The 12,465-nt window shown below is 64.9% G+C and carries 15 protein-coding genes; 9 read left to right on the top strand and 6 right to left on the bottom strand.

The genetic code is table 11. The features are described from left to right. Positions 1 to 65: 65 nt before the first annotated feature. Together ACP2YP_RS24210 and ACP2YP_RS24205 are read left to right on the top strand one after the other, a co-directional pair. Entirely contained in the window at positions 66 to 383 is a 318-nt protein-coding gene (locus ACP2YP_RS24210) for a HigA family addiction module antitoxin (RefSeq protein WP_426418834.1), read from the top strand. After that, the gene (locus tag ACP2YP_RS24205; RefSeq protein WP_426418833.1) at positions 380 to 1,594 is read left to right on the top strand and encodes an RluA family pseudouridine synthase; all 1,215 of its coding nucleotides are present in this window, start codon (positions 380 to 382) and stop codon (positions 1,592 to 1,594) included. Before ACP2YP_RS24210 ends, ACP2YP_RS24205 begins: the two co-directional genes overlap by 4 nt. Before the next feature lie 135 nt (positions 1,595 to 1,729). On the opposite strand, the gene ACP2YP_RS24200 is transcribed toward ACP2YP_RS24205, so the two are convergent. Continuing rightward, positions 1,730 to 2,176: a hypothetical protein gene (locus tag ACP2YP_RS24200; RefSeq protein WP_426418832.1), complete on the bottom strand. Its 447-nt coding sequence runs from the start codon at positions 2,174 to 2,176 to the stop codon at positions 1,730 to 1,732. A gap of 75 nt (positions 2,177 to 2,251) precedes the next feature. Between ACP2YP_RS24200 and ACP2YP_RS24195 the strand changes: the two genes are divergently transcribed. The 3 genes from ACP2YP_RS24195 to ACP2YP_RS24185 are packed head-to-tail and all read left to right on the top strand — an operon-like array spanning position 2,252 to position 4,984. Further along, positions 2,252 to 3,046, top strand: coding sequence for an ATP12 family chaperone protein (locus ACP2YP_RS24195; protein ID WP_426418831.1), 795 nt, complete (start codon positions 2,252 to 2,254; stop codon positions 3,044 to 3,046). 55 nt (positions 3,047 to 3,101) lie between these two features. After that, positions 3,102 to 4,724 carry a flagellar hook-length control protein FliK gene (locus ACP2YP_RS24190; protein ID WP_426418830.1) on the top strand — a complete coding sequence of 541 codons (1,623 nt, stop codon included), beginning with the start codon at positions 3,102 to 3,104 and terminating at the stop codon, positions 4,722 to 4,724. After that, on the top strand, positions 4,721 to 4,984 hold the full coding sequence (locus ACP2YP_RS24185; RefSeq protein ID WP_426418829.1) for an EscU/YscU/HrcU family type III secretion system export apparatus switch protein: 264 nt from the start codon (positions 4,721 to 4,723) through the stop codon (positions 4,982 to 4,984). The genes ACP2YP_RS24190 and ACP2YP_RS24185 overlap by 4 nt, the downstream gene beginning before the upstream one ends. A gap of 28 nt (positions 4,985 to 5,012) precedes the next feature. Here the strand turns inward: ACP2YP_RS24185 and ACP2YP_RS24180 are convergent, their stop codons facing one another. Together ACP2YP_RS24180 and ACP2YP_RS24175 are read right to left on the bottom strand one after the other, a co-directional pair. Further along, positions 5,013 to 5,609, bottom strand: a complete 597-nt coding sequence (locus ACP2YP_RS24180; RefSeq protein WP_426426249.1) for a hypothetical protein — start codon at positions 5,607 to 5,609, stop codon at positions 5,013 to 5,015. Between the two features lie 161 nt (positions 5,610 to 5,770). Further along, a complete protein-coding gene (locus tag ACP2YP_RS24175; RefSeq protein WP_426418828.1) occupies positions 5,771 to 6,175 on the bottom strand; it encodes a DUF4260 domain-containing protein in 405 nt (134 codons plus the stop codon). Positions 6,176 to 6,324: 149 nt separating this feature from the next. Here ACP2YP_RS24175 and ACP2YP_RS24170 point away from each other — a divergent pair, with 149 nt between their 5' ends. From ACP2YP_RS24170 to ACP2YP_RS24155, 4 genes are all read left to right on the top strand, one after another. After that, positions 6,325 to 7,857 carry an acyl-CoA carboxylase subunit beta gene (locus ACP2YP_RS24170; RefSeq protein ID WP_426418827.1) on the top strand — a complete coding sequence of 511 codons (1,533 nt, stop codon included), beginning with the start codon at positions 6,325 to 6,327 and terminating at the stop codon, positions 7,855 to 7,857. Positions 7,858 to 7,923: 66 nt separating this feature from the next. Then, entirely contained in the window at positions 7,924 to 8,100 is a 177-nt protein-coding gene (locus tag ACP2YP_RS24165; RefSeq protein WP_426418826.1) for a hypothetical protein, read from the top strand. Further along, positions 8,097 to 8,768: a Fic family protein gene (locus tag ACP2YP_RS24160; RefSeq protein WP_426418825.1), complete on the top strand. Its 672-nt coding sequence runs from the start codon at positions 8,097 to 8,099 to the stop codon at positions 8,766 to 8,768. The genes ACP2YP_RS24165 and ACP2YP_RS24160 overlap by 4 nt, the downstream gene beginning before the upstream one ends. 45 nt (positions 8,769 to 8,813) lie before the next feature. Next, a complete protein-coding gene (locus tag ACP2YP_RS24155) occupies positions 8,814 to 9,161 on the top strand; it encodes a hypothetical protein (RefSeq protein ID WP_426418824.1) in 348 nt (115 codons plus the stop codon). 8 nt (positions 9,162 to 9,169) lie between these two features. Here the strand turns inward: ACP2YP_RS24155 and ACP2YP_RS24150 are convergent, their stop codons facing one another. The 3 genes from ACP2YP_RS24150 to ACP2YP_RS24140 all read right to left on the bottom strand — a co-directional run bounded on the left by ACP2YP_RS24150 (position 9,170) and on the right by ACP2YP_RS24140 (position 12,230). Beyond that, positions 9,170 to 9,322 (bottom strand): hypothetical protein, encoded by a 153-nt coding sequence (locus ACP2YP_RS24150; RefSeq protein ID WP_426418823.1) that lies wholly within the window; start codon positions 9,320 to 9,322, stop codon positions 9,170 to 9,172. A 93-nt stretch (positions 9,323 to 9,415) separates the two neighbouring features. Continuing rightward, on the bottom strand, positions 9,416 to 10,075 hold the full coding sequence (locus ACP2YP_RS24145; protein ID WP_426418822.1) for a glutathione S-transferase family protein: 660 nt from the start codon (positions 10,073 to 10,075) through the stop codon (positions 9,416 to 9,418). Positions 10,076 to 10,271: 196 nt separating this feature from the next. Continuing rightward, positions 10,272 to 12,230: an alpha/beta hydrolase domain-containing protein gene (locus ACP2YP_RS24140; RefSeq protein ID WP_426418821.1), complete on the bottom strand. Its 1,959-nt coding sequence runs from the start codon at positions 12,228 to 12,230 to the stop codon at positions 10,272 to 10,274. Between the last annotated feature and the right edge of the window lie 235 nt (positions 12,231 to 12,465).

The following is a 12,465-nucleotide window of genomic DNA, read 5'->3' as shown; positions in this document are numbered from 1 at the left end:
CGCAAAACGCAGATTTACGGTTTACGTAACGCGTAATTCGCGCTAGTCCGGCCTAGAAAAATACCATGTCCCGCGAGCCCACTCATCCCGGCGAACAGCTTGCCGAAGAACTGCGAGAACTCGGCATCACCGCCGCGGAGCTCGCGCGTCAGATCGACGTCCCCGTGAATCGTGTGACCGGGATCATCAATGGCCAGCGCGGCATCACGGCCGATACGGCACTGCGCCTTGGTCACTGGTTCGGCACGAGCCCGCAATTCTGGATGAACCTGCAACAGCAATATGAGCTGCGGCTGGCGGAGAAAGAGGTGGGCGCGCAGGTTGCGTCGCTGCCCCGCCGCGCCAATGCGCAGTCGACACGAAAGCTTGGAAAAACCGCATGAGCCGCCGCATCAAGAGAATGAACCCGAAACCTCGCGAGCGGGATGAGCGCAAGGAATCGCGCCCGTTCAAGGCGCGTAGCGCGAAGACAGCCGGGCCGCGTCCGAGCGGTAAGCCTGGTGCGAAGCCACCGCGCTTTGCGGCCGGACGCGCCGAGCGGCGTCCGCCCAAAGCTGAGATGGAAAAGCCGGCGGCTGCAAAACCGGTCGAGGCGCTGTTGCCGACCAAGGTGCAGACGGTCACGGTGACGGCCGACGAGAACAACATGCGCGTCGATCGCTTCCTCGAAGCGCGCTTTCCCGGCCTGTCGTTCTCCCACATCCAGCGCGTCGTCCGTAAGGGCGAGCTGCGTGTCGACGGCAAGCGCGTCGACAGCAAGGATCGGCTGGAGGAGGGGCAGAGGGTCCGTATTCCGCCGCTGAAGCTCGACACGCCGAAGGCCGTCGACGAGCTCTCGGAGGGCGCGCAAAAGACGCTCAAGGCGCTGAAGGAGATGACGATCTACGAGGATGACGACGTCCTTGTGCTGAACAAGCCGGCCGGCCTTGCCGTGCAGGGCGGCTCCGGCATGACGCGGCACATCGACCAGATGCTGGAGGTGATGCGCGATTCCAGGGGCCAGAAGCCGCGCCTCGTGCATCGTATCGACAGGGAAACGTCGGGCTGTCTCCTGGTCGCCAAAACGCGATTTGCCGCCTCGCATCTGACCGGCGCGTTTCGCTCGCGCTCGGCGCGGAAGACCTATTGGGCGCTGGTGCCGGGGTTGCCGAAGCCGAAGCAGGGCCGCATCTCGACCTTCCTTGCGAAAGAGGAAAGCGAGGACGACACCATCATGCGCATTGCCCAGCATGGCGACGAGGGCGCGAGCCACGCGGTGACGTACTACGCAGTGGTCGAGACCGCCGGCAACAAGCTGACCTGGGTGTCGCTGAAGCCGGTGACGGGCCGCACCCACCAGCTGCGCGCCCACATGGAGCATATCGGCCACCCCATCGTCGGCGATCCCAAATATTTCAACATCGAGAACTGGCAGCTGCCGGGCGGCCTGCAAAACCGGCTGCATCTGCTCGCGCGCCGGATCGTCATCCCGCACCCGCGTGGCGGCTTCATCGATGCCACCGCGCCACTGCCGCCGCACATGCAGCAGTCGTGGAATCTGCTCGGGCTCGACGCGAGCCGGTTCGATCCGATCGAGAACGCGCCGGAGGAGTAGTCACGTTCTCCGCTGTCGTCGCCCGGCTTGACCGGGCGACCCAGTATTCCAGAGACGATTGTGAATGAACCGAGAAGCCGCGGCGTACTGGATGCCCCGGTCAAGCCAGGACAAGCCCGGGCATGACAGCGGTGGCTAATTCCGAAACTGCTCCAGAAACATCCGCAACGAATCATGCGGGCTTTCCACATCCGTAATCAGCCAGCCCTCCGGACCGTTGACCAGGATGAAGTTCAGCGTCACCGGCCGGCCGTGATTGTCGAAGTTCGCCGCGACATAGGTCTTGTCGTATTGCCTGCGGATGATCGCGATCGCGACCGGGCCGAGCTTCCAGCTCGGGCTCTGCACCAGGAAGTCGTATGGTTCGGTCCGCGGCGCGGACCACGCCTTGCGTAAGGAGGAATCGAAAAACTGCCGGGCGGTCGCATCATCCCGCGGCAAGCCCTTGGACAGCTCCGGCGCGCCCTCGCCGTAGCAGGCGTAGACGTTGCGGACGAGCGATTCCGGGGTGCGAAAGCCGGCTTCGGCCGCGGCCAGCCAAAGCCCGGCGAACAGGGCTGCAATGCCCGCAAGTTCCCTCATGCCCGCCGCTCGCTTTATCGGCCGCCGCTCTTAGCTTAAAAGCCTAGCATTCAGCGGCGGAGACCGAAAACTCACATGCGCGAATTGTTCGAAGAAGCAGCAGGCCAGCCCCCGCCGGATCCGCGGGAATCGGCGCGCGCGTCCGCACGCACGCCGCTGCGCAAGCGCTTCTACAAGGAGGTGGGCGTCACGGAGGCCGAGGGCGGATTCGGCATCACGCTCGACGGCAAGCCGATCCGAACGCCGTCCGGACGCCAGGTGGTGATTCCTTCGCGGGCGCTGGCGGATGTCGTTGCTGCGGAATGGGCGGCCCAGGGCGAGGCGATCGATCCTGTGACCATGCCGCTGACGCGGATCGCCAACAGCGTGGTCGAGGGCGTGGTCGACCGCGTCGCGCTCGTCACTGATGATCTTGCAAAATACTTCGAGACCGACCTGCTGTTCTATCGCGCCGGCCACCCCGAAGGGCTGGTTGCCCGCGAGGCTGCGCATTGGGACCCCGTGCTGTTCTGGGCTGCGGAGGCGCTGGGGGCGCATTTCGTCCTCTCTGAAGGCATCATGCACGTGAAGCAGCCGGATGAGGCGCTCCGGGCCGCCCGCGCCGCGCTGCCGGGGGATCCCTGGTCGGTCGCGGCCCTTCATATGGTGACGACCCTGACCGGCTCGGCGCTGCTGGCGCTGGCGCTGGCCCATGGCGTGCGGGACGCAGGCCAGGTCTGGGCCGCCGCCCATGTCGATGAGGACTGGAACACCGACCAGTGGGGCGCGGACGAGGAGGCGGTCGCCCGCCGCGCCACCCGCCTGCGGGATTTCGACGCCGCCGTGGCGGTATTGGCGGCCGTGAATGTGCCCGCGGCCAAAGGTCCTTAACGAGAGGTTTACGACGGGGCCTTAGGGTGGGATTCGCGTTCCCTGGGCCCCTGAGATGCCGACGCCGATCAGCTCGATCATACCGGTCAGTGCCGCCAGCCCCGTGGCTGATGCGGCAACGCCCGATCTTGTGCTCCAGGCCGGCAGCGTGGTCGATGCCAAGGTCGTCAGCGTACTCGCCGACAATCTGGTGCGGATTGTGATCGCCAATCTGTCGATGGACGTGATGTCCGAGGTGTCGCTCACGCCAGGGCAAAATCTCCAGCTTGCGGTATCGCAGAACGACGGCACCATCCGGCTCGCCGTCGTCAACGGCGCAGGCGTGGCGAGCGCCGACCAAGTCACGCTGACGCCGACGGCGGCGTCGCTGGTCGACAGCCCGCCGCTTGCGCCAACCGCGACCGCGTTCCGCAATCCCCTGACGCCGGCCGAACAGGTGGCCGTCACCGTCGCCTCGGCCGAGGCCGTGACCAAACAGGGTAGCCAAGCGCCGCTGTTCGCCAATCTGGCGTCGGTCGTCACCGGCAGCGATCTGCCTGTTGGCCTGAAGCAGGCCGTGCTGGATGTGCTGGCGCAACAGACGCCGCTCAACACCGCCCTCGATGGCGGCGACATCGAATCCGCCTTTCAGAAGTCCGGCCTGTTTCTCGAGGCCTCGCTTGCCGCGGGGGCCGCGCCGCCATCCGGCGCGGTGCCGGACCTGAAGGCGGCGCTGCTGGTGCTGCGCCAGACCCTGGCCGCAACATCAGGCACGCTCGAGACCGCTGCGCCACCGACACAGGCCGTTGCGGTTGCGACGGACGTCGCCACGGCGCAGGCCGCAAGCTCGTCGCCTCAAGTTGCAGGCGAGGCTGTGCAAGCGCCGCTGCCTGAAGCAGAGATAGCCCAATCGCCGCAAATGCAGCGCAACGCCAACGTCGTGGCCGCCGTACTCGCCGACATGGTCGACGCACCGCAGGCCGCGTTGCCGCGCACCATTTCCGCGGGCCTCGCCGCGAGCCTGCTGCAAGAGGTCACGCAAGACCTGCCGCGCATGACCGGGAATGTGCCGGGCTCGAACAAGGCTGCGCCTGACAGCTACGTTTTCGAAGCGGCCGCGCGTGCGACGACGCCACCGCCGTTTCGCGGCGCGTTGCCGTCGCCGCAAGCAGTCGCCTCGCCATCGCTGACGCCACACGCGCCGCTCGCTGCGACCGTGCATCGTCTGCTCGACGACACCGATGCCGCGATCGCGCGGCAGACGTTGCTGCAGGTCGCCTCGCTGCCCGACCGCGTCGACGCGAGCGGCCATCGCATCGATCCAACGGTGCCGCAGTGGAATTTCGAGATTCCGTTTGCGACCCCGCAAGGCACCGCGATGGCGCAGTTCGAGATATCGCGCGACGGCGGCAACGAGCAGCCAGATCCGGCCAAGCGCGCCTGGCGCGCGCGCTTCACGCTCAATGTCGAACCGAGCGGACCCGTGCACGCGCTGATCACGCTCAACGGTGACAAGACTTTTGTGCGGATGTGGGCCGAGCGCCCGGCGACGGCGCAGCAGTTGCGCGCCGGCATCAATGAGCTCAATCAGGCGCTGACCAAGGCAGAGCTCAAGCCCGGCGACATCGTCGTGCGCGACGGCACGCCGCCGCAAGCACCGCCGGCGCGCGCCGGGCATTTCCTGGATCGCGCCACATGAGCGAGGACTCCAAGCTCGCAATTGCGCTGCATTACGAGAAGGGCAGCGGCGCGCCTGTTGTCGTCGCCAAGGGCAAGGGCACGCTCGGCGCCAAGATCGTCGAGATCGCCAAGGCCCATGACATCCCGATCGAGGAGAACGAGATTTTGGCTGGCGCGCTCTCCAAGGTCGAGCTTGGCGAGGAGATTCCGCCCGATCTCTACAAGGCCGTCGCCGAAGTGCTGGTGTTCGTGCTGCGGCTGTCAGGCCGCGCGCGGTAGCGCATAACGCTGACGCGCAGCGGGCGCTTCACACCTTGTCGGCGGGCTTCTTCGCCGTCAGCGCCTGGTCGATGGCGAAGCCGCCGATCTCGCTCATCGCCTGCGAGATCACGTCGCCCTTCCGCGCAAAGCCGCTCGAGAGATAGTCGAACTGGGTGCGCGCCAGCCGCAGCACCTCGATCGGCACGGAGACGACGGTCTCGTTGAAAGCGTCGACGGAGGCGCGCAAGCTGTCGAGCTCGGTGGTGAGCTTGCCGATATGGCTTTCAGCGCTCTGCATCAGGCCGAGCAGCTTGCCCCGCTCGGTGTCGAACGCGGCCCGCTCGGCGGCCGCGGCCGACGTCACCTCGGCAAGCTGCGCCCGCAGCGCGGCGATCTGGCTGACCATGGCGTCGGAGGCGAGCTCGGCGGCCTCGCGCAGCTCGACATGGCGCGTGTTCTCTTCCTGCTGCTGGTGATAGAGCCGCTCGGCCGACATCGCCCGCTGCGCCAGCGACTCGATCAGGCTGGCCGCGCGCAGCAGCGTTTCGCCGTTCCGCCCCGACACCATGCTGGCCATTCGCCGCAGGAAGTCGGTGGTCGCGGACGCGCTGTTCGGAGGCAGGGGAACGACCGTGGCGGACATGAGGTGATGCTTGCAGCCGGACGTGATGACCGCCGCCGTACCGACTGAGCTCACGCAACATTCGGCGCCTGATCGAAGGGAGAGCAAGCCTGAATCGGCAGGCCCGGTCAACCGGCGCGGGCGACAAAATGGCGGCCATCCCGCCGCCCAAGCGCGCCAGATCAGGCGTCCTTCTGCCGGCCGATCCGCCCGAGATGCGTGAAGCCGAAGCCGGCCGAATATTTCAGGCCATAGCCCAGCGCCCGGTCGATGCCGATATGGGCGAGCCAGATCAAGGCGATGGACAAAGTGAGCGGCGAGGCGAAGCCAAAACCGAACGTCAGCAGCGCCACCGGCGCCATGTAGCTGTGGGCGGCGTTGTAGACCATTGCGCCGAATTTGGCATCCGACAAATAGGCCAGGAAGCTCAGATCGGGCACGAAGAACAGCAGGGCAAAGACCAGCCAGGAGCCGCCCCAGGCGGCGTAGAGCATCACCATGCCTGCGAACAGGGTCAGGCCCTCCAGCCGCAGCAGGATGTTGACGCCGCCTGTCGCAGCGCCGGTCTCGGCAGCTCGCTCGTCCATCGTCGCCTCCCAGGCAAAACTTTGTAATTCCTTGCGCTTTCACGCTGCGGCAAGGCAGCCCTGCGGCGCCGAAAGCCGCTTCCCGGCTCGCAAAATGCCGTGTTAGAACCCCCGGCAATCGCATTTAGGCTAAGAACTGGCGGGAGCAAATGAAGAATATCCTGGACGCCCTTGAAGACCGTCGTGCCGGCGCAAAGCTCGGCGGCGGCGAGAAGCGCATCGAGGCGCAGCACGCCCGCGGCAAGTTGACCGCGCGCGAGCGCATCGAGCTTCTGCTCGACAAGGGATCGTTCGAGGAGTTCGACATGTTCGTCGAGCACCGCTCCACCGAGTTCGGCATGGACAAGACCAAGGTGCCGGGCGACGGTGTCGTCACCGGCTGGGGCACCGTCAACGGCCGCAAGACCTTTGTTTTTGCCAAGGACTTTACGGTGTTCGGCGGGTCGCTGTCGGAAACGCACGCGCTGAAAATCACAAAACTCCAGGACATGGCGATGAAGGCGCGAGCGCCCATCATCGGGCTCTATGACGCGGGTGGCGCCCGCATTCAGGAAGGCGTCGCAGCACTTGCCGGCTATTCCTACGTGTTCCGCCGCAACGTGCTCGCCTCGGGCGTGATTCCGCAGATCTCCGTCATCATGGGCCCCTGCGCCGGCGGCGACGTCTATTCGCCTGCGATGACCGACTTCATCTTCATGGTGAAGAACACCAGCTACATGTTCGTGACCGGCCCCGACGTGGTGAAGACCGTCACCAACGAGGTCGTCACCGCCGAAGAGCTCGGCGGCGCGTCGGTGCACGCCACGCGCTCCTCGATTGCCGACGGCGCGTTCGAGAACGACGTCGAGACGCTGCTGCAGATGCGACGCCTGATCGACTTCCTGCCGTCCAACAACACCGACGGCGTGCCGGAATGGCCGAGCTTCGATGACATCGGTCGCCTCGACATGTCGCTCGACACGCTGATCCCCGACAATCCGAACAAGCCCTACGACATGAAGGAGCTGATCCTGAAGGTCGTGGACGAGGGCGACTTCTTCGAGATCGCGGAGAGTTTTGCCAAGAACATCGTCACCGGCTTCGGCCGCATCGCCGGCCGCACCGTCGGCTTCGTCGCCAACCAGCCGATGGTGCTGGCCGGCGTGCTCGACTCTGACGCCTCGCGCAAGGCCGCGCGCTTTGTTCGTTTCTGCGATGCCTTCAACATCCCGATCGTCACCTTCGTCGACGTGCCGGGCTTCCTGCCCGGGACGAGCCAAGAATATGGCGGCCTGATCAAGCACGGCGCGAAGCTCTTGTTCGCCTATTCGCAGTGCACCGTGCCGCTCATCACCATCATCACCCGCAAGGCCTATGGCGGCGCTTTCGACGTCATGGCGTCGAAGGAAATCGGCGCCGACATGAACTACGCCTGGCCGACGGCCCAGATCGCGGTGATGGGCGCCAAGGGCGCGGTCGAGATCATCTTCCGCAGCGACATCGGCGACCCCGACAAGATCGCAGCCCGCACCAAGGAATACGAAGACCGCTTCCTGTCCCCCTTCATCGCCGCCGAGCGCGGCTACATCGACGATGTCATCATGCCCCACTCGACGCGCAAGCGGATCGCCCGTGCGCTGGCGATGCTGAAGGACAAGAAGGTGGAAATGCCGGCAAAGAAGCACGACAATTTGCCGCTGTGAGGAACTTACGGGGGCTACGTACAAAATCGCATGGTGCCCCCGACCAGACTCGACTATATTGGTGAAATGATCGACGCTCTCAAGAAACTTATCGAAGCTGCCAAAACCGCCAATCCATCCGAGGAACACCGGGAGGAACAGCGGCGCAGTTTTGTGTACGGTAACACCCATTTCGAGAATGCGCTCATTACGCGCGAAATGGTGGACCGTGAGGCCGAGAAGTTGGCCAAGGAAGAGAAATGACAAGCGAAGAGCGTGAACGGCGCGATAGCCGTGCGCTCGAACCTGAGTTAATTACGGATCCTCACCAGAAGGCCGCTGCGGAAGCTCGGAACGGTTTCCGCCAGTACGATGCGGCTATCGGCGCGATCCAAACTGCCATTGAGCGGGGCTCATTCAAGCTCCGCCCCTCACTTATCCTCGGTTTGCAACGAGACGCCTTGGCGGGCATCAGCTCCTACGCGGGTAACTACCGCCCTGGTGGCGTTGCCATCGAGGGAAGTAAGCATGAGCCTGTCGGCGCACATTTGGTCCCCGAACTCGTTGAGGACATGTGCGATTACGTCAATGATCATTGGGAAGCTAGCACGCCGATCCATCTCGCTGCTTATGTCATGTGGCGGCTAAATTGGATTCATCCGTTCGCGGATGGAAATGGCCGTACCTCCCGAATTGTCTCATACATCGTGCTCTCAATTCGAGCTGGCACGCTTCTACCGGGCACGCCGACGATACCAGATCAAATCGTCGACAACCGAAAGCCCTATTTCGATGCGTTGGATGCGGCCGATTTGGCCTTTCGCGACGGTGATCGGATCGATGTCTCGAAGATGGAAGATTTGCTAGCTTCACTGTTAGCGAACCAACTCGCGGAATTCTATAAATCGGTTGGGGGCAAGCTACCCGGCTGAGGAGAATTTCGCCGATAGGCTCCATTCGTAGTCAAAGCTTCTTAAATGACCGAAGATGATCCGACTGACGAGATTTCCGACATCGAGGATCGGATCGAGGCGCTTGCCGAGATCGCCGAGCGATGCCGGAAGTATATTCTGGCATCGAAGATTGCCATTGGTGGCGGCGCCACACTGCTGTTGATCACGATCCTCGGCGTGTTGGGATTAGGCCAAACCGCCGCGCTCGGGTCGATCGCTCTGGTGCTCGGTGGAATCGTCTCGCTCGGCTCGAATATCAGCACGTTGCGGCAGGCGGATGATTCCATTCGCGCCGCGGAGGCGCTTCGGGCTCAGCTGATCAGCCGGATCAACCTTCGCGTGGTTGAGGATACGCCGATGAAGCTGGTGTAACGCCCGCTTTACGCCGCAGCTCTCCGCGTCAGCAACTGCAGTTCCGCGCGGCACTCGGCGGCGAACGCCTGAAGCCGCTCGGCGGTTTGCCGGTCGAGGATCGCCTTCGCCAGACGCTCGGCGCGGGCAACCTGCTCTTTGAGATAATCGATGCGAGCCATGTGACACCTCCCGCCGGAATAATTTGAACCAAATTGCTTCGTTCCGGCGGTGGTGAGGGTACGGCTAATGACGCGTTAATTGTGTGCGGCTCGTCACGTCCCGGCGCGCTCCTTATCCGCCGCAGCGAAATGCGCCATCTGGTCGGCGAGGGCCTTTGCGAACGCCGGGCGGCTCGTGGCGCGCGAGACGTAATTGCGGCAGGCCGGACTGTCCGCCAGGCCGTCGAAGCGATCGACGAGGCGTAGCACGTCCGACATCAGGATGTCGGCGACGGAGAAGGTGCCCGCCAGCCACTCGCGGCCCGCAAGCACCGGCTCGAGGTGCTTGAGTCGATGGGTCCTGAGGAAGTCGTCGAAAAATTTTATAGCAGGCGAGCCGTCGTCGTTACCGGTGAATTTGAAAAGCGACCAGGGCAAGCCTGCCATCTCCACCGAATTGAGCGCGGCGAACAGCCATTCCTTCGCCTGGCTGCGGCCGCGGGGATCAGCGGGCATCAGCTCTTCGTTGCGCTCGCCGAGATGCAGCAGGATCGCACCGCTCTCGAAGATCGAGATGTCGCCATCGGTCAGCCACGGCACCTGGCCGAAGGGCTGGTGCGTGAAATGTGTCGCGTCCCGCGGGCCGAACGGCACGCTCGCGACGCGATAGGGCAAGGCGGCTTCTTCCAGCGCCCAGCGCACGCGGAGGTCGCGGACGAAGCCGCGCGGGGGCACGGGAACCCAGTCGAAGGTCGTGAGGGTGAGGTCGGGCATGCGGTGTCTCCGTGTTGTCTGGGCATAGGACGGATGAAGGGCGCGCGTTCCGACACGGGGCGACGTTTTTTCTCCTAAGGCGGAGACCGTAGGGTGGGCAAAGGCGCCCTTGCGCCGTGCCCACCATCTCCTTGCCGGCGACAGAGGTGGTGGGCACGCTTCGCTTTGCCCACCCTACGGGAGCACTGGGTTTTGCTTACTGCCCGAGTTTCGCAAGCTTCCCCTGCTTCGCGGCGTCCACCGCACGCTCCGCGTCCTCGGGCAGCAATATCCGCTCCGCGACCTGCCGAGCGGCCTCACGCTTCACCGCGGCTACATACGCGCCGTCGTCCGCATATCGCTCCGCGATCGACAGCCTGGGATCGTGCACTTCCTTCCGCGCGGCCTCGGTCGGTGCGAACGGCACCACTGCGCCTTGCAGCGGATAGAGTGCCGTCGGGCCAAACCCTATCGCACGGGGATTCCACGCCGTGTAGGTCGCGCGCGGCACGGCGACCGCAAGCTGGCGAATGCCCGCGATGGCCATGCCGTCATCGTCCGCCTTCGGCACGAACACGGGATAGCGGCCGATCTCCTTCGGCGGCAGCACGCTCTGGTCGGAGAAGGCGGCCAGCGTATGGATGCCGGCATAGGGCAGGCCGGGGATATCCGTCGGCACGGCGCCTTGCGCCGGCACCAGCGTGCCGTGGGCGCGCATGGGGACGCGGCTTGCGGGCGGCTTGGTGCCGTCGCTGATCCAGGCGTTGAGGTCGGTCAGCAGCGCGCGCATAGGCCCGCCCGCATGCATCGGGTTTTGCGGCAGCGACATCGCCGGCAGGCCCTTCTTCATCACGTCGGCGGCTTCCGCGAAATGCGGCGTGCCTGATATCATGTAGGCGCGAACGTTGTCGGGGAGGTCGAGGTGATTGCCGGCGAGATCGGTGACCAGCAGTGAGGCGTGCGAGGCCCACCATTCGTGCTCGCTGTCGGTCTGCATCACCTTCGGGCAGGTGGCCGAGAGCGAGCAGCGGCGCGAGAGGCCGTCGGTCTTGCCGGAATAGGGATCACTGAGGCTGGCATAGGTGAAGGGGAAGAGATCGGCCTGCCACGCCGGATCCTGCATGTGGCGCGGGTTGCGGCCGGGCTGGCCGAAACGAACATTGGTCGCCATCCGCCGCGTGCCCGCGACATGCGGCATCAAGCCGTCGAACACGGTGCGCCCCTGGAGATCCTCGTTGAAGCCGAGATAGAGGAAGTCGCGCAGGAAGCGGCCGGATTGCGAGACGCCAAAACCGATGGCGCGGCTGACTGAGGCATGCAGGCCGTCGCGCAGCGGGTTGGCCTGCGTCTCGTCGTGGCGGAGGAAGCTGACGACGTCGCGCACGGCGGCATAACCCATGCCGAGCGGGACCGGACCGTGCGCGGTGTAGGTGATCTCGTAGAGCGCGCCGGCGTCAAAGCCGTCGGGCCGGGTGATCTCCACTGTATTGGGATCGATGAGCTTTGCGGAGAGGCCGGGCGGCGTCTGCCGCGGATCGGCCCAGGCCGCGCGCACGGTGACGTTGAGGTTGGAGGCGTCCGCCGCGGGCCATGTCAGCGTCGCGCGCGCCGGGCTGGTCGTGTTGTCGAACACGATCTCTTCACGCGCGGGGCCGGTGATGTTTTTGATCACCGGTGCGGCAAGCGCGAGCTGTCCCGGCTTGGAGGGGATGTCACCCTGCCAGCCGACCCAGACCATCGTATATCCTTGGCGATGCAGGAAGCCGATGCCGGCATCCTCGGCCTTGTCAGCATTGTTGGCGCCGGGCTGGGCGGAATCGTCGAACAGCTGTGGCGCGAGTTTTCTGCCACGATTGGGCACGTCAAGCAGCAGCGTGCCGTTGCCGTGCGTGGGATCGGTGGGCCTGAGGATCACGACGTCGGCGGTGGCCTCGACCTTGCCGTCGGCATCGCGCGGCGCCAGCGCGAGATCGGTGATGACGGCATTGCGGTCGTCGGCTGGATTGAGCGCGAAGGTCGCGCGCGCGGTGATGCGCTCATAGGTGCCGACGTTGCCAAAGCTGCGGCCGGCAAACGCGGGCACGCGTTCCAGAATGTCGAAGCGGACGATCTCGGCGCGCAAGGTGAGGGGCCATAGCGAAGCTATCGCAACGAGGCCCGTGATGATCCTGCGCATGGCCGGTCCTTCCCTGATGTCGCGCGATCGTCATGTTCCGTCGCGCGGGCTTTTTGTTGCGCCCACTATAACCAGCTATGCTGCGGCCAAACAACAGGAGGAAATCCGATGCCCGCCGCCTGCTTCGTCGTCCGCGCCATCGTCACCGATGCCGGCAAGCGCGCCGCCTTCGACAAATAATGCGCGCCTTGCAACGAACCTGAACGCGCGATTCAGCCGCAGTTCATGTTGCCGC

The organism is Bradyrhizobium genosp. A (assembly GCF_049949275.1).
Taxonomy (GTDB): Bacteria; Pseudomonadota; Alphaproteobacteria; order Rhizobiales; family Xanthobacteraceae; genus Bradyrhizobium.
The sequence above is the reverse complement of the archived record's forward strand: the minus strand, read 5'-3'. Positions and strand labels throughout refer to the sequence as shown.